General features: G+C 57.9%; 19 protein-coding genes and 3 tRNA genes. 21 read left to right on the plus strand and 1 reads right to left on the minus strand.

Annotated elements, in window-relative coordinates; all coding sequences use genetic code 11:
• Positions 1-129: 129 nt before the first annotated feature.
• From DXC52_RS00005 to DXC52_RS09965, 6 genes are all read left to right on the plus strand, one after another.
• Positions 130-206 (plus strand) — tRNA-Arg (locus tag DXC52_RS00005).
• 346 nt (positions 207-552) lie between these two features.
• A tRNA-Arg gene (locus DXC52_RS00010) sits at positions 553-629 on the plus strand.
• A gap of 163 nt (positions 630-792) precedes the next feature.
• Entirely contained in the window at positions 793-3,234 is a 2,442-nt protein-coding gene (locus DXC52_RS00015; protein ID WP_117745650.1) for a lipopolysaccharide assembly protein LapB, read from the plus strand.
• Positions 3,235-3,396: 162 nt separating this feature from the next.
• A complete protein-coding gene (locus tag DXC52_RS00020; protein WP_229042026.1) occupies positions 3,397-4,482 on the plus strand; it encodes an AAA family ATPase in 1,086 nt (361 codons plus the stop codon).
• 206 nt (positions 4,483-4,688) lie between these two features.
• Positions 4,689-4,779, plus strand: a tRNA-Ser gene (locus DXC52_RS00025).
• A gap of 176 nt (positions 4,780-4,955) precedes the next feature.
• On the plus strand, positions 4,956-6,107 hold the full coding sequence (locus DXC52_RS09965) for a TM2 domain-containing protein (RefSeq protein ID WP_035136829.1): 1,152 nt from the start codon (positions 4,956-4,958) through the stop codon (positions 6,105-6,107).
• A gap of 160 nt (positions 6,108-6,267) precedes the next feature.
• Here DXC52_RS09965 and DXC52_RS00035 read toward each other — a convergent pair whose 3' ends face one another.
• On the minus strand, positions 6,268-7,608 hold the full coding sequence (locus tag DXC52_RS00035; protein ID WP_158554554.1) for a D-alanyl-D-alanine carboxypeptidase family protein: 1,341 nt from the start codon (positions 7,606-7,608) through the stop codon (positions 6,268-6,270).
• A gap of 197 nt (positions 7,609-7,805) precedes the next feature.
• Between DXC52_RS00035 and DXC52_RS00040 the strand changes: the two genes are divergently transcribed.
• The 15 genes from DXC52_RS00040 to DXC52_RS00110 all read left to right on the plus strand — a co-directional run bounded on the left by DXC52_RS00040 (position 7,806) and on the right by DXC52_RS00110 (position 26,570).
• On the plus strand, positions 7,806-8,501 hold the full coding sequence (locus tag DXC52_RS00040; RefSeq protein WP_117745652.1) for a response regulator transcription factor: 696 nt from the start codon (positions 7,806-7,808) through the stop codon (positions 8,499-8,501).
• Between the two features lie 26 nt (positions 8,502-8,527).
• Entirely contained in the window at positions 8,528-9,766 is a 1,239-nt protein-coding gene (locus tag DXC52_RS00045; RefSeq protein ID WP_117745653.1) for a sensor histidine kinase KdpD, read from the plus strand.
• 103 nt (positions 9,767-9,869) lie between these two features.
• Positions 9,870-10,745, plus strand: a complete 876-nt coding sequence (gene pstB / locus DXC52_RS00050; RefSeq protein ID WP_199409392.1) for a phosphate ABC transporter ATP-binding protein PstB — start codon at positions 9,870-9,872, stop codon at positions 10,743-10,745.
• Between the two features lie 64 nt (positions 10,746-10,809).
• Positions 10,810-11,538: a response regulator transcription factor gene (locus tag DXC52_RS00055; RefSeq protein ID WP_089572665.1), complete on the plus strand. Its 729-nt coding sequence runs from the start codon at positions 10,810-10,812 to the stop codon at positions 11,536-11,538.
• 3 nt (positions 11,539-11,541) lie between these two features.
• Positions 11,542-12,966, plus strand: coding sequence for a cell wall metabolism sensor histidine kinase WalK (locus tag DXC52_RS00060; protein WP_117745654.1), 1,425 nt, complete (start codon positions 11,542-11,544; stop codon positions 12,964-12,966).
• 195 nt (positions 12,967-13,161) lie between these two features.
• Complete coding sequence (locus DXC52_RS00065) at positions 13,162-13,818, plus strand: YveK family protein (protein ID WP_117745655.1); 657 nt, start codon at positions 13,162-13,164, stop codon at positions 13,816-13,818.
• A 2-nt stretch (positions 13,819-13,820) separates the two neighbouring features.
• Complete coding sequence (locus tag DXC52_RS00070; protein WP_035136836.1) at positions 13,821-14,558, plus strand: CpsD/CapB family tyrosine-protein kinase; 738 nt, start codon at positions 13,821-13,823, stop codon at positions 14,556-14,558.
• Between the two features lie 17 nt (positions 14,559-14,575).
• Positions 14,576-15,226, plus strand: coding sequence for a tyrosine-protein phosphatase (locus DXC52_RS00075; RefSeq protein WP_022094060.1), 651 nt, complete (start codon positions 14,576-14,578; stop codon positions 15,224-15,226).
• A 39-nt stretch (positions 15,227-15,265) separates the two neighbouring features.
• Positions 15,266-15,766: a GNAT family N-acetyltransferase gene (locus DXC52_RS00080; RefSeq protein WP_117745656.1), complete on the plus strand. Its 501-nt coding sequence runs from the start codon at positions 15,266-15,268 to the stop codon at positions 15,764-15,766.
• Positions 15,767-15,968: 202 nt separating this feature from the next.
• Entirely contained in the window at positions 15,969-17,993 is a 2,025-nt protein-coding gene (htpG, locus tag DXC52_RS00085; protein WP_117745657.1) for a molecular chaperone HtpG, read from the plus strand.
• A gap of 314 nt (positions 17,994-18,307) precedes the next feature.
• The gene (locus tag DXC52_RS00090) at positions 18,308-21,073 is read left to right on the plus strand and encodes a YhgE/Pip domain-containing protein (protein WP_233504691.1); all 2,766 of its coding nucleotides are present in this window, start codon (positions 18,308-18,310) and stop codon (positions 21,071-21,073) included.
• Positions 21,074-23,263: a YhgE/Pip domain-containing protein gene (locus DXC52_RS00095; RefSeq protein WP_117745658.1), complete on the plus strand. Its 2,190-nt coding sequence runs from the start codon at positions 21,074-21,076 to the stop codon at positions 23,261-23,263.
• Between the two features lie 339 nt (positions 23,264-23,602).
• A complete protein-coding gene (locus DXC52_RS00100; RefSeq protein ID WP_117745659.1) occupies positions 23,603-24,586 on the plus strand; it encodes a DMT family transporter in 984 nt (327 codons plus the stop codon).
• 115 nt (positions 24,587-24,701) lie between these two features.
• Entirely contained in the window at positions 24,702-25,997 is a 1,296-nt protein-coding gene (locus tag DXC52_RS00105; RefSeq protein ID WP_117745660.1) for a M20 family metallopeptidase, read from the plus strand.
• A 123-nt stretch (positions 25,998-26,120) separates the two neighbouring features.
• The gene (locus DXC52_RS00110) at positions 26,121-26,570 is read left to right on the plus strand and encodes a hypothetical protein (RefSeq protein WP_199409393.1); all 450 of its coding nucleotides are present in this window, start codon (positions 26,121-26,123) and stop codon (positions 26,568-26,570) included.
• Positions 26,571-26,660: the final 90 nt, after the last annotated feature.

The raw sequence follows: 26,660 nt of genomic DNA on the forward strand, positions 1-26,660 counted from the left end.
CACATGTACGGATGAATGTGGGAGGTGTTCGGATGAAGTCGATAATCAAGGTTAATTATCACTGCATAAAATTTTTCCAAATTGTCGCTTGACCCATCGAGGGGTCACGTGCATAATAATCCGTGCGTTGCGGCGTTACCTCAGCTGGATAGAGGGTCTGACTACGAATCAGAACGTCATAGGTTCGAATCCTATACGCCGCACCAATTGAGCTTTAAGCCTCCGGAAACGGGGGCTTTTCCTTTACGGGGGCATTGCGGAGATTCGAACCTCGTTCGAGGCGCGAGCGTCAAGAAAACGCGGAGCGTTTTTAGCGAGCGGGCGAGTCCGCCGACAGGCGGGCGAAGCCGGTGCGGATCCGCGCAGCGGATGCGCGGAATCCTATACGCCGCACCAATTGAGTTTTAAGCCTCCGGAAACGGGGGCTTTTTTATATCGCGATGCGTCGAAGATCGCATCAAGTGATTAAAATGAGTAAAAATCAAATTCAATAACTTTTTTTGAAAAACGCTTGACGATTATTCAGTCCATGTGCATAATAACCAACAAGTCGCGGCGTTACCTCAGCTGGATAGAGGGTCTGACTACGAATCAGAACGTCATAGGTTCGAATCCTATACGCCGCACCATTTGAGATTAAAGCTCCCGGCAACGGGGGCTTTTCTTTTGCGCCAGCTTGAGTGCTTTCGTCCAAAGGGACGATTTCCTGTCGACTCGTGTAAGATTCCGAGTAGGTGTCGCGGCCCATCCGCGACCACTCCTTCTCTCAACGACTGATCAGGGTGATATTTCGTGGCAGAGCGTCCGACATACAAGCTCAGGTTTCTCGATCCCAAGAAGCGCTTTCCGGCGATGCCCGAGCAGCCTGCGGGACGCTCATATGGCGTGGTCTGGAAACTCTTTGGCGAGGATCAGCATGAATCTTGTTATGTCGTCGAATTCGTTGGCAAAAGTCATGTGTCGCTTTTGGGCTACGTAAGCGTTTCGGGTGAGGTGTACAAGGTGGACCGCCCCGTCAGCGAGGCTCCGCTGCCCAACGATCCCGACATGGAACTGGTCCTTGACGAGTCGGATTCAAGTATTGGTGAGATTATGGTAAGGGAAGCCAACGGCGCAATGCGCGTGTGTGCGCAAACTGCCGGCTCTCCCGAAGGCCCCATGCGCGAGCAGTCCGACCACGAGACATGGAATTCGGCCCGCTCCCTTCCTTACGGCGAGTTCATGGCATCGATGTTCCTGCGCTACGTGATATTTGCCAACTCCGAAAGCGCTATTGCGAACACGGCGGGCGTCGACGGTCTCGATGCGGACATGCAAAACGTTGTCGACAAGATCAAGCTCGTAAAGTTACCCGAGCCGGTCGAGGTGTTTTTGGGCTTTAACACGTCACCACTCCCCGACGCTATCGAGACGCTGCTTTACCGCGTTGACCATGCCGAGAATCCGAGTGGTATCGAGCGTTATGCCGCCGCCCTTATGAGCGAGGTCGACTTGCCCCGTCTGCGCACCATTGCCGCCAAGTCCGAAATGAGCCTGGCTCGCATTGATCGCTCAAAGCTTTTCTATCTCAATTTTGATCGTAGCCTGCTGGATCAGGACGAGATTGACATGCTGCTTGCCATCGAGTGTCGTCTCAACCGCCTCTCCGGCATCCTTGAGCGCATCGGGGCCGGATTGGTCCCTGCGGCATCCTCGCCGAGTCTTGAGGGCTGCGCGCTCTTTGATGCGTGGCATATCGCCAAGACGACCAACGATGTTCCCCGACTGCTCGATACGGCCTCGAGCGATAACCCGTGGGGCAAACCGGGTACGGTGGCTTGCCGGCCGGGCGGTGAGTGGGATGTGCGTACCCGCTTCGCGCGCATTGTCGAGGCGCTTAACGTGGTCACGCGGCTCGACTATACCTATCGGGCAAACGTTGCCGAGGGGATTATGCTCGTTCGGTTTGGACGCTCTGTCGTGGATGCCATGCCGCAACGTGAATACGACGCTCAAGATGACGCCTGGCGCGAGCTGGACGAGGACACGCGCGCGATCTGGGCCGCGGAGCACGATGCGCGCGTGGCACTCACGCTTGCGGCAGCGTGTTTTGCCGCGGGCACCTGCATCACGCGCTGTTATGTGCAGATTACTGCTCCCGACAGTGAGCAGGGCGAGCGCGTTGTCGCAACGTATTTCTTTGGGCGCGCGGCCTATCTGGCCGATTGCGTGCCTGTCGCCAAGGATCTTGAGAGCATGGACATGGACGATATGCCGTGCAAGCGTGTGCTTGAGGCGTATGAGTCAACCGCTCCGGAGACGATTGAGCCTGCGGAGGTTCATGCTCGTCCGCGTGATGACCATCGCACGCTGCCGCCGGCGCTGCGCGATCTGCTGCTTGCCGATACGGCTGACGAGTTGGAGGTCATGGAAGAGGACGACGACCCATACGTGGCCCGTGTTGTTGAATTGCGCGAGCAGGCAAAAGTCGACCGTACAGGTGCTTTTGAAGGCTTTTCCCGTCTTGTCGAGGAGTTGGAGGCTAAGTGCGCCGTCGCCGAGCTTTTGGCGACAGGTCCGGTTCAAACGCAGTTTTGCGATAACCAGCTGGTGCGCATGGTGCTACCGGTGTTGGAAGAAGACGACTCTGTGCGGATCCTTCGTGCGCCCGATGCGCTGTACTTTGCCCAGCACGAGATTTGCAGCTTTTACGCCGAGCAAGAGGACTTTGAACGAGCACTGCCCGAGGTGCGCCATCTTTACGATCTGGCGCGCTCGTCCATGCAATCGCACTTTGCGCTCATCAACGTGCTTGCGCGTCTGGAGCGCTTTGACGAGATTATCGAGGTGGCGCGCCACGGCCTACGTATTGCCAGCGATCGTTCTGCAATTGGCTACCTGTTCTACCGCTTGGCGTTTGCCTATTGGAATTGCGATCAGCTCGACCTGGCGCTGGCTTGTTACCGTCTAGTGCCGCGCGGTGAGGAATCGGGCAGCAGCGCGCTGGAAGAAATGCAGGGCCTCATGAACGAGATGGGCGTCAGCGAGCCGCCGACGTTCGAGGAAGCGGTCGAGACCATCCGCACGGCTGGACTTGAGCTGCCGCCAGTGTCCGCCGTGACGAATCAGCTGGCGGATGCCGCCGTGCAACTGGTCGACAACGGCTTCTTTTTCCTTGCACGCGGTTGCATCTTCCAAATGTGGCGCACCATGGGTAACGACGAGCTCGGCTCCCTCAACCGCTCGCTGGGGTAGGGGCGATATAGAGGGGCCGCACCGCGCTATTTGTATCGGCGCGGGCGGGAGGACCCGGCAGGATTGGTAAGGCATAAAGCCGCCGAGCCTGCTAAAACTGTTAAACTCTGCTAAAGTTGCTAAACTTTGTTAAAGTTGTTAAAACTAGCAGAGGAGGGCAGAATGATGAAAGCTGTTAACCCCTTTAAGCCAACGGCGGGCATGAATCCGCCTGAGCTTATCGGACGGGACACTGTTTTGGATGACTTTGCCGAGGCTCTTGAGAATGGTCCTGGTGCCCCCGATCGACTCATGCGCATCTCGGGCGTCCGAGGCACAGGTAAAACGGTGCTCCTTAATGCATTGGGTGACCTTGCACGCAAAAAAGGATTCGAGGTCGTTGACGTTGCCTCCAATGCTGGTTTTTGCAATAGAATCCTCGAGGCTCTGCAGCGAAACGTTCGTCTTGAATCAATCTCGATTTCCCCATCGATTTTAGGGGTCAGCCTTGGCTCCATGGAGATGTCGAAGTCGGCCTCTCATCTGGGCGAGGCGATGTACGATGCTGCGAAGCGCGGTGGTCTGCTCATTACGCTCGACGAGATCCAGGATGCCTCAACTGAGGAAATGCGCGAGCTAGGCAATGAGATGCAGCTCTTGATCCGCCAAGGAGCGAATGTCGCTTTCGCTTTCGCCGGGCTGCCGACATCGGTAGATGGCGTGGTGGTGGATGATACGTTGACGTTCCTTCAGCGAGCCAAACATGTTGAACTTACTCGGCTTTCCGATTTTGAAGTTGGCGGATCGTTTGAGGATACGATGAGACGAGCGGGCAAGGAGCTCGACAAAGGTGCCGCTGAGCTATTAACAAAAGCTTCGGCAGGCTATCCCTTTATGGTCCAGCTGGTCGGATATTACGCTTGGCAGGTTGCTGCGCGCAGTGGGGCGGAGAGCGTGAGCGAAGAGGCGGCTCGTAAGGGTATCCAGGCGGCTCTTGATAGCTTTAATGCTATGGTGATTGCCCCAGCGCTGCGCAGGGTGTCGGAACGGCAGTTTCAGTATCTCGCGGCGATGGCTCAATGCGAGGGCGTCGATATCGCCAACGGCGATATCGCCAAGAAGATGGGTTTGTCGGCGAACAAAGTTGGGTCATATCGCAAGCGTCTGATCGATGCGGGGTTGATTGAGCCCGCGGGCTATGGCTGTGTTTCGTTTGCAATTCCGTACATGCGCGATTATCTGTTGGAGACCGTTCGAGAGGACAAATAAAGAATGGGCTGTCCGCGCTGTCGCTGGGGCCGTTCTTGTATCTTTGTCTCAACCTGTAACATCTGGAGGGGATTACGGCCTGCAGATGTTACAGGTTGAGATGATTGACTGAGACGTTTACTGGTAAAAGAGAGGTAAAAGAGGAAACGCCTCAAAATTCCCCTTGCCCAACTTCGGCTGTTTGGTTACTATAGAACGGCTGTTACGGAGAGCTGACCGAGAGGCCGAAGGTGCTCGCCTGCTAAGCGAGTATGCCCCAAAAGGGCATCTGGGGTTCGAATCCCCAGCTCTCCGCCAGTATGACTTTGAAGAAGGGTCCCATTTGGGGCCCTTTTTTATTATCAAGAATGGCAGCTGGGGATTAGAGTCCGAAAGGGCGTGAACATTAGGCAAACACGGGGCGCTTGAAAACGGGGAGACCCAGGCGTGCTCGTGCACCCCGGTGTGGGGTTCCGAGGGGATGGAGTAGAAATATGGTAAAGGTCGGGCTGCGTAAGCCGAATCTAAAGACATCACTCAAGGCAAGAACGACCGGCAGAGCGAAGCGCGCGGTAAAGCGGGCGATAATCCCCGGCTATGGTAAGAAGGGCATGGGGTGGATCAAAAATCCGAAGAAGGCTGCTTACAATGCCGTATACAGCAGAACGACCGTCGGAGTTGGGGATGTCGCTCGCGCCGTTGCTAAATCAGGCGCTCGGAGCTCGGCGTCAAGGACGTCCTCAATTACTGTTTCATCGCATGAAATTACACCTTTGGCGAAGCCTGAACAGAAATCTCTCACTCGAGAGATTACGTCGGTTGACAGGGCAAACAAGGCGCTTTTGCTATGCTTCCTTCTTGGGTGGTCGGGCGCTCATAGGGCGTATGCACGGATGTGGGGTAGCTTCTTTCTATATCTCTTTACCTTTGGCCTTTTTGGATTTGGTTGGCTGTTTGATATTGTGACACTACTGATGAGACGCTCCGAGCTAAGGCGTCTCGGCGACAGTGATCAGACTCAACAGCAAGCGCCATGTTCCGTTGATTCTACATTCGATCGAAATGTCGCCGACTCCGGAAATTGGGAACAGCGTGGAGATGGGGAGGCTGCGGCTCGGCTAGAGCTTCAACGTAAAAACCGTGCCTATATGGAAGAAAACGGCATCGACGTGGAGATGTTTACCGAGGAAAAGGTCGCGGCGGACGCCTTGCGAACCATTGAGTCGGTATGCCCGTGCATGCTTAGGTTTGACCGAGGCATGAGCGAAGAGGAGCCAAGCATCAGCTTTTGCTCTCCAACAAAGACGGGGAAGATGCCCAAGAATGTCGTCGAGGCCCGCATTTACCATCAGGACGTGAAGCTATTGATGGATTCCCACGGCTTCGAATTGCCGGAGTATGGTGACAGCATCAATGTCATGATTAGTTATCTAGCTGATGGGCGCATAAATAAAGTCGATATCCATGGGTTCCATAATGGCCGCTCCGTTAGTGTTTCCATTCGCAGGCGGAGCGACGATCTTGTTATGACGAGTGCGGGCACCATCGGAGAAACGGGTGCCTGGCAATCGCTGTGTCCTGGGGCAGACCCCTCAGCTGGGGATCTTTTCAGGGCCTTGACCAAGGAGGTCGAAAGGATCTACTAGCATGCCCGGTGGACCCGTTTTCAAGGTCCGAAAAGACACAGCGAAGGTAAACGGCTAGCAATGTCGCTTTGGTGATTCTGACGCATCCCGTTTAAGAGGTATTCAAAAAGAGGCGCCCGTTGGACGCCTCTCCAATCTCAAATGTAATGTTCCCCCAGCCCTACATCTCAGGAGCCTTGGCTACGGTCTCGCTCTCTGCCGCAAGTGGGCGGTTGTCGATGCGGCGGCCCAGGCGGTCGAGCTTCACAAGGAGCCACTCAATGGGATTCGGCCCTGCGCCTTCCTCGTCAGCAACCAGGTCCATGACGGCGATCTTGGTGCCGTCCTGCTTGAGCGTAACGCTGCCCACCTTGTCGCCCACATGCACCGTGCCCGAAAGATCGTCGTAGCTAACCTTTTCGGTCACCTCGCCGGCAAGGGAAAACACGGTCGCTTGCGCCGTAGGATCGGCGAGCGTGGCGTCGATCGTCTTATCCGTCCAGTCGGTTTGACTAATGCGCGCCATAAGCGGGTTGCCGTTGGCAGTCTTTTCCTGCGTGTTGGCGATTGCGACCGCCGCCTTGTGACCGTAGTACCAATTGGCAAGGGTTGCGGTATCGGTAAAGCGCTGGTCGGTGGTGGTGGAGTTCAAAACGACGGTGTAGATCTCGTCGCCGTCGCGGTTGTAGGCGCTCGTAAAGCAATAGCCTGCATCGTCGGTGGTGCCAGTCTTGCCACCGATGTTGCCATCTTGGCCCAGCAAATAGTTATGCGTGTCCATGGAATGCGAATGGTCGGTGCCGTCGGCGCCCGTGACCTCGATCCAGGAATCCTCGCTCGCTACGACCTCGCGGATCGTGTCGTTTTTCATGGCCTCCTGCATCATCAGCGCCACGTCGTGTGCGGTTGAGTGCATATCGCCAGCCCACTCATCAAAGTCCAGACCATGCGGGTTTTCAAAAAGCGTACCGGTGCAGCCGAGCTTCTTAGCGCGCTCGTTCATGGCCTTCACAAATGTGGCCTCGGCGTCTTTGGTCTTAGGGTCGATCTTCTTGCCCACATATTCGGCGAGCACGATGGCGGCGTCGTTGCCCGAGGGAATCATCAGGCCGCGCAGCGCCTGCTCCACGGTAAGCTTGTCGCCTTCGAGCAAGCCGGCGGTCGAATTGCCCACGGTGGCTGCGGCGTTGCTCACCGTGACCTTCTCGTCCATCTTGCAATTCTCGACGGTTAGGATTGCGGTCATGACCTTGGTGATCGAGGCGATTTTGACCTGCTCATCGGCGCCGCGCCCATAGTAGACGGTGCCGTCTTTGCCCATGACGAGGGCATTGGTCGCATCGATATCGGGCAGGTTTTCGGCCGTGATGCCGCGCGCATCGGCGGTTTTGCCGCAAACATTGTCGGTCGTGAGCACTTGGGCGCCGGCGACGGTGGGCGCGCCAGTGGCAAGAGCGATAGCGCAGACAAAGCCGGCGGCAAGCTGGGCTGAGCGCTTTGCAAAAGAGGTGAGGGACTTCACAGATTTCGCTTTCGACGGGATGGTCTCTTCTGGAACTAGAGTATATCGTTTGCCGGCGTCGGCGATCATCGCGTGCGTGTGTGGCCCACATCCGCGCCCGAACGGGCACAAGGGTGCTTAAGGTCGACTTAATCACCCACGCTTGTTGTGTGTGGCGTGCGTCGCCTCGGGCATAATGGAGCGCGAGAGGAGCACGCATGAACGAGCACATTTTGGTAGTTGATGACGAGAAGGCCATCGCCGACTTGGTTGGTATCTACCTTACAAAAGAGGGCTTTGATGTCCAGATTGCCTATAGCGGGGCCGATGCTGCCAAGGCAATCTTGGAGCAGGAGTTCGATTTGGCGCTGCTGGATGTCATGCTGCCCGATATCGATGGATTTGAGCTGCTGCGTACGATCCGTTCCAGCCATACCTATCCTGTGATCATGCTGACGGCGCGCGATGCCCAGCAAGACAAGATCGAGGGCCTTTCGCTTGGTGCGGACGATTACGTGGTTAAGCCGTTCCGCCCGCTGGAGCTCATCGCGCGTGTGCACGCTCAGCTTCGCCGCTACACCAGCTACGGTAGCCGTGCGCAGGCGGCCGAGTCGCCGACCATTCAGCTCGACGGCTTGGAGATCAACCGCGATGCTCGTTCCGTAACGGTGGACGGTTCACCGGTACGCCTCACACCCACCGAGTATTCAATCTTGCTGTATCTGGTCGAGCATCGCGGCAGCGTGGTGGCCGTGGAGGACCTGTTCCGCGCGGTATGGAACGAGGACTTTATGCCCGGCTCCAACAATACGGTGATGGTGCACATTCGCCACTTGCGCGAAAAGATCGGCGACGACGCACAAAAGCCGCGCTTTATCAAAAACGTCTGGGGCGTCGGCTACATCATCGAATAACGCTTTTCGCTTGTGAGGATCTTGATATGACAAAAGACGATAGGCAAGCGTTCGAGGTGCCCGATCGACTCTTTGAATACGTGAGGTCAGTCGTCGACAACCGCGCGCTTGCAACGGTGCTGCTCTTTTTGCTGAGCCTGCTGCTGATTGGCATCGATAACATCGCTGGAATCTTGGCGGTGCTGCTTGTTGGCTTTTTGCTGATCGATCGATTTGAGATCGTGTGCCGCTGCGTGGTGATTGGCGGCGCCGCGTGGGCCATGACGTTGGCGATTGGCGCCATGGCGCTCGGCGGCATCGAAGGGCCGGTGTTGTTCGATGCCGGCTTTGTATTCAACATGCTTGGCTTTGTGCTGGCGCTTGCCGCGTGCGTGCTGTTCTTGTGCGGCCGCGCCCTGTACTACCAGGGCTACGAGCAGGGCGAGCAGCATGCCGATTGTGTGCTGGCTGCTCGTATTCAAGATCGCCTGATCGATCACCCCGACACCTGGGACAACATCGACGGCGACTTCTTGGAGGTCGAGGGCGCCCTTAACCGCGTGCGTGACCGTGAGCGCAAGGTGCAACAGGCCTTGCGTGACGAATCTCATCGCAAGGACGATCTGGTCACGTACTTGGCACATGACCTACGCACCCCGCTTGCCAGTGTGGTGGGCTATCTTTCGCTGCTGCAAGAGGCTCCCGAGCTGCCGGTTGAGCAACGTGCGCACTTTACGGGCGTGGCTCTCGACAAAGCGCACCGGCTCGATGCGCTCATCGAAGAGTTCTTCGATATCACGCGCTTTGACTTCCACGATATCGTGCTCACGCGCGGCTATGTTGATCTGGGGTTGCTGCTGGCTCAGGTGGCTGACGAGTTCTATCCCATCCTCAACGAGCAGCATAAGGAAGCCCAAGTTGATATTCGCGAGGACCTGACGGTGCTCGTGGATGGCGACAAGATGGCCCGCGTGTTCAACAACATCATGAAAAACGCCGTCGCCTATAGCTATGAGGGCTCGACTATCACGATTGAGGCCAGGCGCCAAGACGACGGCGGCGTGCGCGTGCGCTTTATTAATCAGGGCGATCCCATCCCTGCGGCTAAGCTCAAGGTGATCTTTGAGAAGTTCTATCGCCTGGATGCGGCGCGTGCGACCAATCGCGGTGGTGCCGGTCTGGGCCTTGCTATTGCCAAGGAGATCATCACGGCACACGGCGGTACCGTTGCATGTGAATCGACGCCCGAACACACGATATTCACCATCGAGCTGCCCGCCGCATAGCCAGCGTGCCCTTACAAACACTTGACAATGTGCTCACGTGCGTATGAGCCACGATTCCTACTATCGATACTGCTGAATTGATATCGATATGGAGGTATGCGGTATGACGGCTGCTGCGGCGATGGAGCCTACAGAGCTTGAGGAGCTCATGGAGGCGCAGGCTGAGGCCGCGCACGAGCGCGAGGTTGGGGATGCGACTCGCCCCACGGCAGAGGATCTTGCCGCCTCGCCGACGCGCATCGACGTCGAGGGCCTCGACCTGTTCTATGGCGACCATCATGCGCTCAAGGACGTGAATATCAAGATCCGCGACAAGCAGATCACCTCGTTCATCGGGCCTTCGGGCTGCGGAAAGTCAACGTTGCTGCGCTGCTTTAACCGCATGAACGACGGCATCAAGGATTGCCGCATCGAGGGCAAGATTGCGCTCGATGGTCAAGATATCCTGGGCGATTACGACATCTGCCGCCTTCGCCAGCGCGTGGGCATGGTGTTTCAGCGCCCCAACCCGTTTCCCATGAGCATCTACGACAACGTCGCGTATGGTCCGCGCGGCATGGGAGTGCGTGACCGCGTCGTGCTCGATGAGCTGGTCGAGGACTCCCTGCGTCGCGCTGCCCTGTGGGACGAGGTCAAGGACAAGCTCAAAGAGTCGAGCCTGGGTCTTTCGGGTGGACAGCAGCAGCGCCTGTGCATCGCCCGCGCGCTTGCCGTGCAGCCCGACATTCTGCTGATGGACGAGCCGACCTCGGCACTCGACCCTGTGTCGACGCTGGTGGTTGAGCAGCTGGCCTGCGAGCTCAAGGAGACATGCACGCTCGTGGTCGTGACGCACAACATGCAGCAGGCCGCGCGTATTTCCGATTCGGTCGCGTTTTTCTTGCTGGGTGAGTTGGTGGAGCACGCGCCCACCGCGCAGCTCTTTAAAAATCCGACCGATCCGCGCACGGCGGATTATTTGACGATACGTTTTGGCTGATACCATCTAGTAAAGGTACCTTTAGGGTTAAGATGCGGTCATGCCGGCCGCAAAGGGGTTCAACATGATCTATTACGTCGAGGACGATGACAACATCAGGGATTTGACGGTCTATGCGCTGCGCAAGCAGGGAATCGAGGCCGAGGGCTTTTCGTGCGACGGCGAGTTTAAGGCCGCCGTGGCGCGACGGGTACCCGATGCCGTCCTGCTCGACATCATGCTGCCCGATACCGATGGTTTGGCGATTATGCGTCGCCTGCGCGCCGACCGCCTGACGGCGACGGTGCCCATCATGATGCTTACTGCCAAGGACACCGAGCTCGACAAGGTGATGGCGCTCGATGGCGGTGCCGACGATTACCTGACTAAACCCTTCTCGCTCATGGAGCTCGCCAGCCGCTGCCGCGCACTGCTGCGTCGCGGCGGCATGGTCAAGCAGGCGAGCGATGTGCTCAGCGTGGGCGACATCGTGCTCTCGCCCAGCCATCGCGAGGTGACCGTTGCCGGCGAGCCGCTTAAGCTCACCCTGCGCGAGTTCGACCTGCTCGAGTACCTCATGCGCAAGCCCGGCGTGGTTTTTACCCGCGAGTCGTTGCTGCAGAGCGTATGGGGTTGGGACTTCGACGGCGGTTCGCGCACCGTTGACGTGCACGTGCAGACGCTTCGCCAAAAACTGGGCGAGCATGCCAGCGCCATCGAGACCGTGCGCGGCGTGGGCTACCGCTTGGCCGAGCCTTCTGCCGGTGATGGTGCCGAAGGTGACGACACCGCGGCCACCGCATCGGAGGAGTAACCCGTGGTCTTCGCCCCCCAGGGAAAACATACGCTGTCGCACCGCGTTTTTGTGACGATCTTTGTCTGCGCCATGGCGGTTATCGTGGCGTTTACGGTGCTGGGTGCGTTCTTTGTGCAAAACACCTTGGCGGATGCCACGAGTGCCAATCTGGCGCAGGAAACCGAGCTCATTGCTGCCGCTCTCGACGAACAGCAGGAGCCCATCCCGTTCTTGCGTAGTCTCGATCGCGAGGACTTGCGCATCACGCTGATTAACAAGGATGGATCGGTTGCCTACGACAACGAGGCGTCGCCTTCCACACTGCCCAACCATGGCGATCGCCCCGAGGTCATCGAGGCCTTTGAGAGTGGTTCGGGTTCCGCGGAGCGCGCAAGCTCTACGCTCGACGAGATTATGCTGTATCGCGCCGTCGCCCTTGATAACGGCCAGGTTGTCCGCTTGGCGCAGGCCCAGCCTGGCGTTGCGGCGATTTTGCTGTCGATGGTGGCGCCGATGCTGCTTATCGCAGCAGCGGGTGCGGTACTCTCGTTTTTTATGGCGCGCCGCGAGTCCCGTGCCATCATCGCGCCGTTGCAAGAGGTGGATTTGGACCACCCACGCCGTAGCTATGAGCACGCCTATGCCGAGATGGTCCCCATGCTTGAGCGTATCGAGTCGCAGCGCCAGGAACTCAAGCGCCAAATGGCGGTGCTAGCGGACAACGACCGTATGCGCCGCGAGTTCACGGCGAATATCACCCATGAGCTCAAGACGCCGCTTACGGCGATTTCGGGCTATGCCGAGCTCATCGCAAACGGCATGGTCGAGGGCGAGGGCGACCTGCGCAACTTTGGCGGTCGCATCTATCGTGAGGCGGGCCGCTTGGCAGCGCTTGTCAACGATATCCTTACGCTGTCTAACTTGGACGAGGCCGAGCGTGCAACTGAGGGCGAGGCGGTGCCCATTGGTTCCACGGAGCCTATTGAGCTCTCGCGTGCCATCTACGCGGTTGAGCAGCGTCTTGAACAGGTCGCCCGTCAGGCGAATGTGACGATAAGTCATGAGACCAAGCCTGTGGTCATCGAAGGCGTGTCGCGCTTGATTGACGAGCTCATCTATAATCTGGCGAGCAACGCCATCCGCTACAATCGACCCGGCGGTACGGTTACGCTGCAGTGCGACACCAACGACGAAGGCCATCCGTTCCTTGCGGTCGCCGACACGGGAATCGGTATCGCGCCTGAAGAACAGGGCAAGGTATTTGAGCGGTTCTATCGCGTGGACAAGAGTAGGTCCAAGGCGCGCGGCGGAACCGGTCTGGGGCTTGCCATTGTCAAGCATGCGGCCCTGTATCATCACGCCACGCTCGATCTGTCGAGCGAGTTGGGCGTGGGAACCACCATTACGGTGACGTTTCCCATACAGCAGGACGAGCCATTCGCATAGCGATACAACATAGGTATTGATGTAGACGCCGCATTTGACTTTCGGGTGCGGCGTTGTTGTGCAATTTTACGATTGCTTCCGACATTTTTACAGGAGAGCCTGTTTCTTATGTATAGAGTTTGGTCTCGGTAAAAAGATGCGATAACATACGGACAGTTTTGTCAATCCGAACTGGGGAAATGAAAGGCAAGCTGCATGACCCTTCTCGAACTGTTCCAGCTGCTGAAGAAGCACCTCAAGCTGGTCATCACCCTTCCGGTGGTCTGCGCGATCGCCATGGGCATCGTGTCCTTCGCCGCGATGGACAACACCTATACCGCGACGACGAGCATGTACATTCTCGCCAAGACCGACGATAGCGGCCAGATGAGCTACAACGACCTCTCGGCGAGCCAGATGCTTTCCAACGATATCGCCACGCTGCTGGATAGCGATAGCGTTAAGAGCGGCGCCGCCAAGGAACTGGGCCTCACCGATCTGGATGACTACAAGGTGTCTGTTTCCTCCGAGACCACCACGCGTGTCATTACGCTTTCGGTTACCGGCACCGATGCCAAGGAGACGGCTGAGGTCGCAAAGGCCATAGCTAGCTCGGTGAGTACGGTCGCTCAGAACGTCGGCGCTGCCCAGAGCATCAACGTTATCGACGAGGCTAAGACCCCCGAAGCCCCCAGCGGCCCCAAGCGCACGCTGTATATTGCCGTCGCGTTCCTCGCCGGTATCTTTATCGCAGTCGCCTATGTCGTTTTGGCAGACATGCTCAATACCCGCATCCGCGGTGCCGAAGAGGCGGAAGAGCTCCTGGGCATTCCCGTTGTTGGCCGAATTCCGGCTATGAAAGGTGGTAAATAGGCATGGCTAAGGCAAAGAACACCGATAAGCTCGTTGTACAGAATGCCGCCAAGACCCTTCTGGCCAACATCCGCTTTGCGAGCGTGGACGACCCCATTCGCACCATCACCGTTACGTCCTCGATTCCCAACGAGGGCAAGTCTACGGTTTCCATCAACCTTGCCCAGGCTATCGCCACCAGCGGCAAGAGCGTCCTGCTGGTCGAGGCTGATATGCGTCGCAGGTCCCTTGCCGATATGCTCGGCGTCCGCTCCCGCGGCGGACTCTATGCAGTCCTTTCCGAGCAGGTTTCTATTGACCAGGCGATTGTCGAGACGGGTCAGAAGAACTTCTACTTCCTCGATGCCGAGCCGCATATTCCCAATCCTGCCGACATCATCGTCTCTCACCGCTTTGCCAAGCTGGTAAAGGCACTGTCCGCCAAGTTCCAGTACGTCATCTTTGATGCTCCCCCGGTCGGCACCTTCATCGATGCTGCCGAGATCGCAAGTCTGACCGACGGTGCGCTTTTTGTCGTGCGTGAGGATTTCACCAAGCGCGAGGAGGCGCTCAACGCCATCGGTCAGCTTAAGAAGTCCGAGAAGGTCAAGCTCATTGGTACCGTTATGAACTACTGCGAGACCGAGACCAGCGAGTACTACTACTCCTACTACACCAAGGACGGTAAGAAGGTGAAGAAGGGCTCCGACGATCAGGGGACTTCCAAAAAGGGCATCTTCACCAACCGAGCAAACGTTTAGTTGATTAAGGCTGACCTATGCGTGACATTCATTGCCATATCTTGCCGGGTGTAGACGACGGCGCCGCCGATCTCGATGAGAGCTTGGCGATGCTCGAGGCTGCCAAGCGGGCCGGTGTAACCAGAATCGTTTGCACTCCTCACTGCCGTGATCCCTATTTTGATTACGACAAGATGTGGGATGCCTTTGAGCTGCTGCGTGATAACGCTGACGGTTTTCCGCTCCAGATGGGCTTCGAGGTCAACCATCGAAAGCTCGTTGAGCTTGGTATCGATGCCGCGGAGCACTTGCATTTCGATGGGACCAACGAGTTTCTGCTCGAGCTTTCGACGCATGCCGATGCGTATGCGTTTAGAGAGTACGAGAACACGATTTACGATTTGCAGTGCCGTGGCTACCAGGTGATCATCGCTCATCCTGAGCGCTATCGTGCGGTTCAAAAGGATGTAAGCGTGGCGGAGCGCCTGGTCGATATGGGCTGCAAGCTGCAGGCTTCGGCGGACTTTATTGCCGGCGGTCGATTTGGTCGCGAGAAAAAGCCGGCACAGCGCCTGTTCGATCAGAACCTGTACAGCTTCATCGCGAGCGATGCCCATAACGTGGGTCATTACGACTGCCTGGCGAAGGCTCGCGCGAAGTTTAGCGTGCGCGGAGCTCATTTTCGCTAATATCTGTCCCTAACGTTCGCATTGAATGAAAGGGCAGCCATGGATATCCAACTTAAGACGGGATGCTTTGATGACGCGGCGTTGGTGCGCCGCGTCGTTTTTATAGACGAGCAGGGCTACGAGAATGAGTTCGACGCTATCGACGAGGATCAGAGCTGCATTCATGTGACGCTCTATGTAGACGGCGAGCTTGCCGGTTGCTCGCGCGTGTTTCCCGAAGAGCTTGAGCGCGCGGCAGATTCAGAGGCTCCGGTTTCGCCGTCGTGCGATTTGGACGAAGGCGTCGCAGCGGGGGAGACCTATATTATGGGGCGCGTGGCTGTGCTGCCGAGCATGCGCCGTCGCGGTCTGGCGAGTGCGATCGTCGATGCCAGTGCTTTGTGTGCACGCGATGCCGGCGCAAAGCTTATTAAGCTGCATGCGCAGGAATACGTGCTGCCGCTCTATGCAAAGGCGGGCTACACGCAAATTGCCCCGGTAGATTACGAAGACGAGGGCCAACCCCATGTCTGGATGGCCAAGCGCGTAGATGGCAGATAGGGACGTTCCTTTTCTGCCGGCGGTTGGGGACACTCCTTGGCAATTGGCGCATCGGAGCGCTTAGACATACAGTTTTTCGATTCCGTATGTATATATGCGCGCTAATGGGTTATAAAATCTAAGTCTGAACATAGCAGGTCTGCGATGCGGCTCGGGCAACCGGGCCGTTTTTGCGGACGGGGATAGCGCGAAAGGACTGCACATGCGTCAATTTAAGACCGAGAGCAAAAAACTGCTCGACCTCATGATCAACTCCATCTACACCAATAAGGAAATCTTCCTGCGCGAGCTTATCTCTAACGCGAGCGACGCCGTCGACAAGCTCAACTTTAAGAGTCTGCAGGACCCGAGCGTCAAGATCGACCAGGGCAACCTGGCCATTCGCGTCTCCTTTGATAAAGACGCCCGCACCATTACCATCTCGGATAACGGCATTGGCATGACCGCCGAGGAGCTCGAGCGCAACCTAGGCACTATCGCTCATTCCGGCTCCGAGGAGTTTAAGACCGAGAACGCCGAGCAGCAGGGTTCGGATGTCGACATCATCGGCCAGTTTGGCGTGGGCTTCTACTCGGCTTTTATGGTCGCCAGCCATGTGAAGGTCGTCAGCCGCGCCTACGGCGAGGATGTCGCCCATGTGTGGGAATCCGACGGTCTTGAGGGCTACACCATCGAGGACGGCGAGCGCGCCGAGCACGGTACCGATGTCATCCTGACGCTGCGCGAGAACGAGAAGCTCGATGCCGACGGCGAGGCCGAGACCTACGATCGCTTCCTGACCGAGTGGGGTCTCAAGAGCCTGATTCAGCAGTACAGCAACTATGTGCGCTACCCGATTCAGATGATGGTGTCCAAGAGCCGCCAGAAACCCAAGCCCGAGGACGCCGGCGACGATTACAAGCCCGAGTACGAGGACTACCAGGAGCTCGAGACCGTCAATTCCATGACACCGATCTGGAAGAAGCGCAGCTCCGATGTCGAGCAGAAGGACTACGACGAGTTCTACAAGTCCACGTTCCACGACTTTGACGATCCTGCGCGCACCATCAGCTTCCATGCCGAGGGCACGCTCGAGTATGACGCCCTGCTGTTTGTGCCGGGACGCGCGCCGTTCGATCTGTACAGCAAGGACTACGAGAAGGGCCTGGCGCTCTACAGCTCCAACGTCCTGATCATGGAGAAGTGCGACGACCTGCTGCCCGACTACTACAACTTTGTCCGCGGCGTCGTGGATTCCGCCGACGTGTCGCTCAACATCTCGCGCGAGACGCTGCAGCAGAACCGTCAGCTCAAGGCCATCGCCAAGCGTGTGGAAAAGAAGATTACCGCCGACCTTGAGGATATGCGTGACAACGACCGCGAGGCCTACGAGAAGTTCTTTGAGAACTTTGGCCGCGGTCTTAAGTACGGCATCTACTCGAGCTATGGCATGAAGGCCGATGAGCTCGCCGACCTGTTGCTGTTCTGGTCTGCCAAGGAACAGAAGATGATTACCCTGGCCGAGTATGCCAAGGGCATGCCTGAGGATCAGAAGGCCATCTACTACGCCGCCGGCGACTCGCGTGAGCGCTTGGCCAAGATGCCCGTGGTAAAGGGCGTGCTCGACCGCGGCTATGACGTGCTGCTGCTGACGCAGGATGTGGATGAGTTCACGTTCCAGGCTATGCGTGAGTACGTTGCCGCCGATATGCCCAAGATCTACGAGGACGATGCCGCCCGCGAGGCTGCCGAGAAGGCCGTGGCCGATGGTGCCGAGCCCGAGGTTGAGGATCGTCACCTGGAGCTCAAGAACGTCGCAACCGGTGATCTTGACCTGGCGACCGAGGACGAGAAAAAGGAGGCCGAGGACGCCACCAAGGAGAACGAGGACCTCTTTAGCGCTATGAAGGAGGCACTCGGTGACAAGGTCGAGAAAGTTGCCGTCTCCGCGCGCCTGACCGATGCGCCCGCTTGCATCACTACCGAGGGCCCGCTTTCGCTCGAGATGGAGAAGGTGCTCCAGAAGGGACCCGAGGGCGCGCCCGACGGCATGCCCAAGAGCCAGCGCGTGCTCGAACTTAACGCCAAGCACCCGGTCTTTGACAAGCTTGTCGCTGCCCAGAAGGCAGGCGACGCCGACAAGATCAAGCAGTACTCCGGTCTGCTCTATGACCAGGCTTTGCTGGTCGAGGGCATCCTCCCCGAGGACCCCGTAGCCTTCGCCGCAGCTGTTTGCAACTTGATGTAGTTCGGGGATACGGCACCGTAACTAGATTAGAACGAGAGTGGATAATCTCCCACTTTTGGCTCGAGCGCGGGCTTGAAGTGGGAGATTTTCTACTCTCGTTTTCCTCCGTCACCAAGGGATCAATTATTTGTCGGGGTTGTGGTTTTGTGACCTGCTGAAATTAAAGATACTGTACAACTGTACGCTAACTCATCTTCGTAGTATATTGCTACCCGCAAAAGTCAATACCATTGTGCTCCGAGACGCTAAAGCGCCTACGTACAATGGTTGTCGATAGTACGATTCGATTTAACGACAGGATGGATGGTCCAAGCGTGAGTCTCGGCAGCAAACTATCCAATGCAAAGGTGTCCTTTGCGATCTTTAAGCGCGACATTAAGCGACTGCTTGTGAACCCCGTCGCCTTGGTGGTTACCCTTGGCGTGTGCGTTATTCCCTCGCTGTATGCCTGGTACAACATCGTGGCCAACTGGGATCCGTACGGAAATACCCAGGGTATCAAGATTGCCATCGCCAACAACGATCGGGGCACCCAAAACGACCTGGTGGGCGATCTCAACGCGGGCGACCAGGTCGTCGATCAGCTCAAGGAGAACGATCAGCTGGGCTGGACCTTCGTCGATTCGGCGGCCGATGCCAAGGAGGGCGTCGAGAGTGGTGAGTACTATGCGGCCATCGTAATCCCCAAGAACTTCTCGGATAACCTGGTTTCGATGCTCGACGGCAACTACCATCAGCCCAAGCTTACGTACTACGTCAATGAGAAGAAGAGCGCCATTGCACCCAAGGTTACCGACACCGGTGCAAGTACCATCGAGAAGCAGATCAACTCGGAATTTGTCTCCACGGTGGGCGAGACCGTTGCCAGTATTGCCAAGGATGCCGGAGTCGATTTAAAGGACAAGGCAACCCAGACTCAGGACTCGCTGGCAAGTTCGGTGTCCGAGGCGTCCGACACCTTGGGCGAGGTGCGCGATTCGATTGGCGATATGAATGCCGCCATCGATAAGACGAGTGGCGCTATCGCCTCGGCTGATGCGGCACTTGCCGGCTTGCAAGGCCAGGCACCGTCGCTGACGCAGGCGATCTCCCAGGGCAACGACCTGCTGAGCGAAGCTCGCACCACGGCGGGCAACTCCATCACCTCGCTCTCCAAGGCGCTCTCGGAAGGCAGCCTTGCGCTCACCAAGACGTCGGCCTCTGCGAACGCTGCCATCGGCAAGCTGACGGGCGCGGTCACATCTACGACCACCCGTATCGACAACTCGCTCGAGTCTCTTCAAGCGACGATCGACCACAATAAGGCCGTTATCGGGCACTTGGAGATTCTCGCCAATGACACGTCGACAGGTTCCGAGGAAATTGACGCGCGCATTGTATCGACCATCGATTTGCTTCGAGAGCAGAATGAAAAGCTTCAGAGCATCAAGGACGGTCTGTCCGCGCAGTCGAGCGCCATGGCGAATGACGCAGCGGCTGTTTCGGGTGCCAGTGACGCTATCAATAACGCAATTCATACCGGTGCGACCAACCTTGGCCAAGCCCAGACGGACTTGGGCCAAAACGCGCTGCCGAAGGCCTCGAGCGCGCTCGACTCTTTTGCTGCCGTTTCGGGCGACCTGACCGGTATCGTCTCGGGTATGACACCTACACTTGCAAATGCGCGCGGCACGTTGGCGCAGCTTAGCGCTACGCTCGGCCAGGCCAAGACCACGCTGTCCCAGACCGATTCCTCGCTTGCCAAGGTCCAGGACAAGCTTGCAACCGCCGCCAATGACATCGCGGCGCTGCAGACCTCCGAGTCCATGGGCGAGCTGGCCGATCTGATGGGCGTCGATGTCAATGACGTGGCAGATTTCATGGCGTCTCCGGTTGAGTTGACGTCCAAGTCAATCTATCCGGTCAAGAGCTTTGGCTCGGGCATCGCTCCCTTCTACACCAATCTGGCGCTTTGGGTGGGCGGCTATGTGCTCATCGCCATTTACAAGCTCGAGGTCGACCGTGAAGGTGTTGGCAGCTTTACGGCGCGCCAAGGCTACTTTGGCCGCTGGTTGCTCATGGTGATCCTGGGCGCGTTGCAGGCCATCATCGTTACGGTAGGCGATCTGGTGATTGGCGTGCAGTGCGTCAGCCCGCTGCTGTTCGTGCTGGGCGGCATCGCCATTTCGTTCACCTACGTCAATATCATCTATGCGCTGTCCACCACGTTTAAGCATATCGGCAAGGCTATCGGCGTCATTCTGGTTATCGTGCAGATCCCGGGTTCGTCGGGCATGTACCCCATCGAGATGATGCCCGGCTTCTTCCAGTGGCTGCACCCGCTGCTGCCCTTTACCTACGGCATCAATCTGCTGCGCGAGACGGTCGGCGGCATGTATTCGTTCAACTACCTGTTTAACCTGTGCATTCTGGGCGTGTTCTTGATCGTGGCGCTCTTTATCGGTCTGCAGCTGCGTCCGCTGCTGCTCAACCTTAACCTGCTCTTTGATAAACAGCTTTCCACGACCGGTATGATGATTTGCGAGTCCAACGACCTGCCGCGCCAGCGCTACTCGCTGCGCACGGCCATGCGTGTCATGCTCGATTCCGATTCGTACCGTCGCGAACTGCTCGATCATGCGGTCGCCTTTGAACATCGCTACCCGTACTACATCAAGGGCGGTTTTGCCGCCGTGGTGGGCGTTCAGGTCCTGCTCTTTGTCCTGTCGACGGTTCTCGATATCGACAACAATGGCAAGATCATTCTGCTGGTCATCTGGATTATCTCGGTCATTGCCATCTGCGGCTGGCTCATCAACATCGAGTACATCCGCGCAAGCCTCAACACCCAGATGCGCATCTCGGCGCTTTCGGATGAGGACCTGCGCCGCGAGATGCGCGAGCACACGGCCGCCATTCCGGCCGCTCGTCACATGTTCGGCTTGAATGCGAGCGAGCGGGGGTCTGAACCCAAGACTCAGACTGTCAGCCAATGCGGTCATCGCGATGCGGTCCATGTGCCCGAGAACGGGGATGACACGTTTGTGATGAATGAAAAGAACGCCCCGCTCGGCAAGCACTCCAAAGGAGGTGAGGCATAAATGAAGAACATCCTGCATCTGTTTAAGCGCGATGTCCAAAACGTGTCTCGCTCCGTAATCGGCTTGGTTGTCGTGATGGGCCTCGTTATCGTACCGTGCCTCTACGCATGGTTTAACATCGCCGGCAGCTGGGATCCGTACGGCAACACCGGCAATCTTAAGATCGCCGTGGTCAATACCGACGAGGGTTACGAGAGCGACCTGATTCCCGTCGAGGTCAACGTGGGCGAAAACGTTACCGCCGCTCTGCGTGGTAACGAGAACTTTGACTGGGTTGTGCTCAACAATCGCGATAAGGCTATCGACGGTGTTAAGTCGGGCGCTTACTATGCGGCCGTCGTAATCCCCAAGAGCTTTAGCTCCGACATGATGACGCTCTTCTCGACCGACGTGAAACACGCCGATATTGAGTTCTATGAGAACCAGAAGGCCAACGCCATCGCCCAGATCGTGACCGAAAAGGGCTCGAGTGCCGTTCAGAGCCAGGTTAACGAGACCTTTACCAAGACCATCACGTCCATCGGTCTTAAGACGGTGTCCAACCTGCTCGATTACATGAGCACCGACCAAGTGAGCAACTTTATCGCCAACCTGTCCTCGACGCTCGGCGACTCGGTTCAGGACCTGCAGGACATCAAGGCCAGCGCGACTTCGCTTGCGGGCATTTTGAGTTCGACCTCCGATTCGCTGACGTCGGCGGGCGGCCTGCTCAAGCAAACCGGGACCACCGACCAGTCGGTGAAGCAGCTGATGGAGCATGCCGAGAGCGGTATTGCTGATTCCGGGCAGGCGCTCAAGGCAGCCAGCGATGCCATCGATGCGGCGATTGATGGAAGTGCCGGGTCGTTCGACAACGTGTCCACCGAGCTCGCAAAGGCCTTTGGCGCCGCGAACCAGCATGTCGATCTGACGGTAGCACAGCTCAACGACGGTGCCGCGTCGCTCAACGCGCGTGCCGATGAGATTGACGCTGCGGCCGATAAGCTCCGCAGCCTTGCCGGCCAGGTGAGTAACGACAAGCTCAAGGAAGGGCTTGAGGACGCGGCTGCAGAGCTGGGCAAAATCGCGACGGAGTACCGCAACAATGCCAAGGAGCTGACGGGCATCGCGACGTCGCTCTCGGACAGCATGGCAAAGGTTAACGATGTCCGCGCCGAAACCGACCAGGCGATCGCCGACGCCAAGGCGGGCGTCTCGGGTGCCAAGATCGATTACGACTCCACATTCTCGGCTAAGGCTAAGGAGCTCAAGAAGACCATTTCGGGTGTTTTGGATTCGCTGAACGGCATCTCGAGCGATCTTGATAGCGCTGTTGCCGGTCTAACCGATGCATCCGGTTCGCTGGCAAAGGGCCTCTCCAAGGCTGCAAAGCTGGTCAACAAGGCTTCCGATCAGCTGGGTGAAGCGTCCGATAAGATCAGTGCCTTTAAGGACGAGCTCGACGGTGCCCTGATGTCGGACGATCTGGCCACGATCAAGACGATGATTGGCAATGATCCCGAGGGTTTGGCCGTGTCGCTTTCCGGTCCTGTCGCGCTCGATCGCAAGCCGGTCTATCCGATCCGCAACTACGGCTCGGCCATGGCGCCGTTCTACACGATTCTGTCGCTCTGGGTCGGCTCGATCGTGCTGGCGGCCATGATGAAGGTGTCGGTTGACGACGAACTCATCAATGAGTTAATCCCCGTGCGCTTGCACGAGATCTACCTGGGTCGCTACCTGTTCTTTGGCGGTCTGGCCCTGCTGCAGGCAACGCTCGTGTGCGCGGGCGACATCCTGTTCTTTGGCATCCAGTGCGACGACCCGCTGCAGTTTGTGCTGGCGGGCTGGGTCGCGAGTCTCGTGTTCTCCAATATCGTCTACACGCTTACGGTGTCGTTTGGCGATATCGGCAAGGCTTTGGCCGTTGTGCTGCTGGTCATGCAGGTCGGCGGTTCGGGCGGTACGTTCCCCATCGAGATGACCGGCCCTGTGTTCCAGGCGATCTATCCGTTCCTGCCGTTTACCCATGGCATTAACGCCATGCATGCCGCCATGGCCGGTGCCTACCATATGGAGTACTGGATTGAGCTGGGCATCTTGGCGAGCTATCTGATTCCGTCGCTGGCCCTGGGCGTCATCTTCCGCCGTCCGGTCATCAAAGCCAACGACTGGATCATCGAAAAGCTGGAGTCGACAAAGCTAATTTAGTGCGGCAACGTTAACGCTGATGTAGCACTAATGCCAGCGAGCGAGCCGCATTTGCGCCAAGGTGACGTGAAATGAAAGGGCGCTGACCTTCTGGTCGCGCCCTTGAAATTGAACGTCAGATTGGCGTGAATGCGGCTCGCGCAGCGTCGGCCGGGCCGCCGTTCGGTAGAACGGCGGAACAAAACGCTTTAGTGGGCTGGATTGCGATGCAACGCCGGTTGTTGCTACAGTAGCGGGGCGTGCCGGGGGTCCGGTGCGCCCCGTTTTTATTTGACCATGAGGCGGCACGCAGCCATACGCGTGCGGACACCACGCCCAGATTGAGTGTGAGGATGTTCCATGGCCCAATACGCTGCCAACGAAATCGAGAATATGCCCGATAGCCCTGTAGCCCGCGAAGACCTAGGTGCCGGCGGTGCCTCTCGCGGTGCCGGTGCGCGCTCGCCGCTGTTCTGGAAGGTCTTGCTGCTTTCGGTGGCGGTCATCTGGGGCTATTCCTTCACCACCATGAAGGATGCGCTCGATACCATTCCGGTGTTCGAGCTGCTCTACATTCGTTTTCTTCCGGCGTCGTTGGTCATGCTTGCCATCTTCCACGAGCGCATTGTTGCCCATTTCAACGCTCGAAACCTGATTGTTGGACTTGGCATGGGCGCGCTCATGTGGGGTGCCTACGGTTTGCAGACGATCGGCCTGGCACAGACCACGGCAGGCAAGAGTGCATTTTTGACGGGCACGTACTGCATCTTGGTTCCGTTTGCGAGCTACGTTCTAAGCGGCGAAAAGCTTACCCGTTACAACTTGGGCGCCGCGTTGCTGTGCCTGGCGGGCATTGGTCTGGTGGCGCTCGATAGCGTCGAGTTCAATGTCGGCGATGTCATCACACTGGGCGGTGCGGTCTTCTTTGCCATCCAGATGGCGGTGACCGCCAAGTATGGCCGCAAGATGGACATCAACGTCATCACGTTTTGGATGTTTGTGGGCAACGGCGTGCTGAGCCTGATCTCGTCGCTGCTATTCGAGACCCAAGCGCCGCTGTCCGTTTGGACGCCGAGTTTTATCGGTGTGATGGCGTTTCTCTCGGTGGGCTGCACATGTGTGGCTCTGCTCATCCAAAACGTCGGCCTGGCGCATGTCCCGGCCTCAACGGGCTCGCTGCTCCTTTCGATGGAGTCGCCTTCGGGTGTGCTGTTCTCGGTGCTGCTGATGGGGGAGGCGCTCACCTCGCGCCTGCTCGCCGGCTTCGCGCTCATCTTTCTTTCGATTATCTTGAGCGAGACGCATTTCGATTTTTTGCGTCGAAAGCCGCGTCCGCAATTGTAAACAATTTGTTGCGCCGCCTCCCGGGGCGGCATTTTTTATGCGTCGCCCTTAAAGTAGTACCTTGCACTTTACGCTATCAAAGTGCTTGCTGCAAAAACGTTACTGGAGGGCATCTATGGCACCAGCACTGTCAGATCTTCAACCGCAATCAGCGCCCAAGGCCACCGCGGCGGCGCAAGCCGCCATTGGCGACAGTCTGGTCAAAGAGGCTCAAACTTTTGCCGATGAGCTTGCCGCATGGCGTCACGATCTGCATCGGACGCCCGAACTTGGTAACGACCTCCCGCAGACCTCTGCGTATATCCAAGCGCGCCTGACCGAGATGGACATCCCGTTTGCCACGCTCGTCGATGGTTCCTGTGTTGCGGGCCTTGTCGGTGCCGGTGCCGCCGCGGCCCAGGGCAATGGCGTCTGCACGGACGAACAGGCCGGAACGGTCATTATGCTGCGTGGCGACATGGATGCCCTGCCCGTTGCCGAGGAATCCGGCGAGCCCTTTGCATCCACCAACGGCTGCATGCACGCTTGCGGTCACGATATGCACGCGACGGCGCTACTTGGTGCGGCTCGCCTGCTCAAGGCCCGCGAGGCCGAGCTCGTCGACGCCAATGCCACCGTCAAACTGCTGTTCCAGCCGGGCGAGGAGACCTTTGAAGGGGCACGCGCTGCCATCGCCGATGGCCTGCTGCAGAACCCGCGTCCTCAGGCGGCCTTTGCCATGCATGTCAACAGCCAGTCGCCGCTTGGCCTGGTGCTCTACGGCAGTCCGGCGCTTTCGGGCGTGTACGGTTTCCGCATCACGCTCCAGGGCAAGGGCGGCCATGGCTCGAGCCCCGAGATCTGCATCGACCCCATCGCGGCCGGCGTCCATGTGCACCTGGCGCTCCAGGAGCTTATCGCCCGCGAGGTGCCGGCGGCCAAGGAAGTCGCACTTACCGTTGGTAAGTTTGCTGGCGGCTTGGCGGCCAACGTCATCCCCGACACCTGCGTGCTCGAGGGAACGCTGCGCGGCTTCGATGTTGAGCTCATGGAGCACCTCAAGACCCGCATCGCGGAGGTCGTTAACGGCGTTGCCACAACATATCGTACGCCGGCGACCATCGAGACGCTTTCGGATGTTCCGCCGCTTGTACTCGACAGCGATATGACTCAGGCGTCGCTTGGCTACGTGGGCGCAGTGCTGCCCAAGTCGGCTTTCTTGCCGCTTTTCCATGCCATGGCGAGTGAGGACTTCGCGCTTATCTCGAGCGAGATTCCGAGTGCATATTTTACCGTGGGCGCGGCCGTAACCGACACGGACGAGCATTTTGCCCAGCACCATCCCAAGGCACGTTTTAACGATGCCGAGCTGCCGCTCGGTGCCGCGGCTTATACCGCCGTCGCTTTGGGCTATATCGCCGACCACCGGTAGCACCCAACCTTGCCTTTCAAGCCTGCGGGCATGGCCGTAAGGCCTATGCCCTTGTCTTTCAAGGCAATCTTGGGCACTACCGGCGCCCGGCGCCGGCTATTCGTTTGTTAAATAAGGAGCAGTATGTCCCAGCAGCGTAAATTCTTCCCCGGCTGGCTCGTGGTGACCTCCGGCTTTGTGATCATGGCCACGTGCTACACGATTTTCGTCAACTGCATGAGCCTGTTCCAGCCGCTGATCGTCAGCGACCTGGGCATTTCCCTTGCGCAGTACAACATCTCCAACGCTATCTCCACCGTGGTGAGCGTCGTGGGTTCGCTCGTTATCGGCCATGTTGCCGATAAGGTGAGTGGCCGCGTATTGGGCTCGCTCACCGTTATCGCCACCTCGGCGGTGCTCGCGGGCATGAGCTTTGTGGGTGAGCTTTGGCAGGTCTACGTGCTCTTTGCCGTCTCGGGCTCCTTTGCGAGCACTTGGATCGTGTGCTTGGCGTGCTCCGTGGTCATGCTCGTGTTCCTGCTGGTATCCGAGCCCATCGCCGCCAAGCTGCGCGCGAGCGTGGCGGGGGAGTAGGCGTCCGTCGCTCTTTTCTGTTCGTCCCGTTCTGTCCGTGGCCGCCTTGGAAGCCGAATGGATGCTCGTACCATCATTCGGTTTCCAAGG

Origin of the sequence: Collinsella sp. TF05-9AC, assembly GCF_003438495.1 — a bacterium.
In the GTDB taxonomy this organism is placed as follows: domain Bacteria; phylum Actinomycetota; class Coriobacteriia; order Coriobacteriales; family Coriobacteriaceae; genus Collinsella.

Coding starts and splice junctions, on each gene's coding strand:
- DXC52_RS00020 (WP_229042026.1), top strand. CDS start 3,397: ATGATGAAAGCTGTTAACCCCTTTAAGCCAACGGCGGGCATGAATCCG.
- DXC52_RS09965 (WP_035136829.1), top strand. CDS start 4,956: ATGGTAAAGGTCGGGCTGCGTAAGCCGAATCTAAAGACATCACTCAAG.
- DXC52_RS00040 (WP_117745652.1), top strand. CDS start 7,806: ATGAACGAGCACATTTTGGTAGTTGATGACGAGAAGGCCATCGCCGAC.
- DXC52_RS00045 (WP_117745653.1), top strand. CDS start 8,528: ATGACAAAAGACGATAGGCAAGCGTTCGAGGTGCCCGATCGACTCTTT.
- pstB (WP_199409392.1), top strand. CDS start 9,870: ATGACGGCTGCTGCGGCGATGGAGCCTACAGAGCTTGAGGAGCTCATG.
- DXC52_RS00055 (WP_089572665.1), top strand. CDS start 10,810: ATGATCTATTACGTCGAGGACGATGACAACATCAGGGATTTGACGGTC.
- DXC52_RS00065 (WP_117745655.1), top strand. CDS start 13,162: ATGACCCTTCTCGAACTGTTCCAGCTGCTGAAGAAGCACCTCAAGCTG.
- DXC52_RS00070 (WP_035136836.1), top strand. CDS start 13,821: ATGGCTAAGGCAAAGAACACCGATAAGCTCGTTGTACAGAATGCCGCC.
- DXC52_RS00075 (WP_022094060.1), top strand. CDS start 14,576: ATGCGTGACATTCATTGCCATATCTTGCCGGGTGTAGACGACGGCGCC.
- DXC52_RS00080 (WP_117745656.1), top strand. CDS start 15,266: ATGGATATCCAACTTAAGACGGGATGCTTTGATGACGCGGCGTTGGTG.
- htpG (WP_117745657.1), top strand. CDS start 15,969: ATGCGTCAATTTAAGACCGAGAGCAAAAAACTGCTCGACCTCATGATC.
- DXC52_RS00095 (WP_117745658.1), top strand. CDS start 21,074: ATGAAGAACATCCTGCATCTGTTTAAGCGCGATGTCCAAAACGTGTCT.
- DXC52_RS00100 (WP_117745659.1), top strand. CDS start 23,603: ATGGCCCAATACGCTGCCAACGAAATCGAGAATATGCCCGATAGCCCT.
- DXC52_RS00105 (WP_117745660.1), top strand. CDS start 24,702: ATGGCACCAGCACTGTCAGATCTTCAACCGCAATCAGCGCCCAAGGCC.
- DXC52_RS00110 (WP_199409393.1), top strand. CDS start 26,121: ATGTCCCAGCAGCGTAAATTCTTCCCCGGCTGGCTCGTGGTGACCTCC.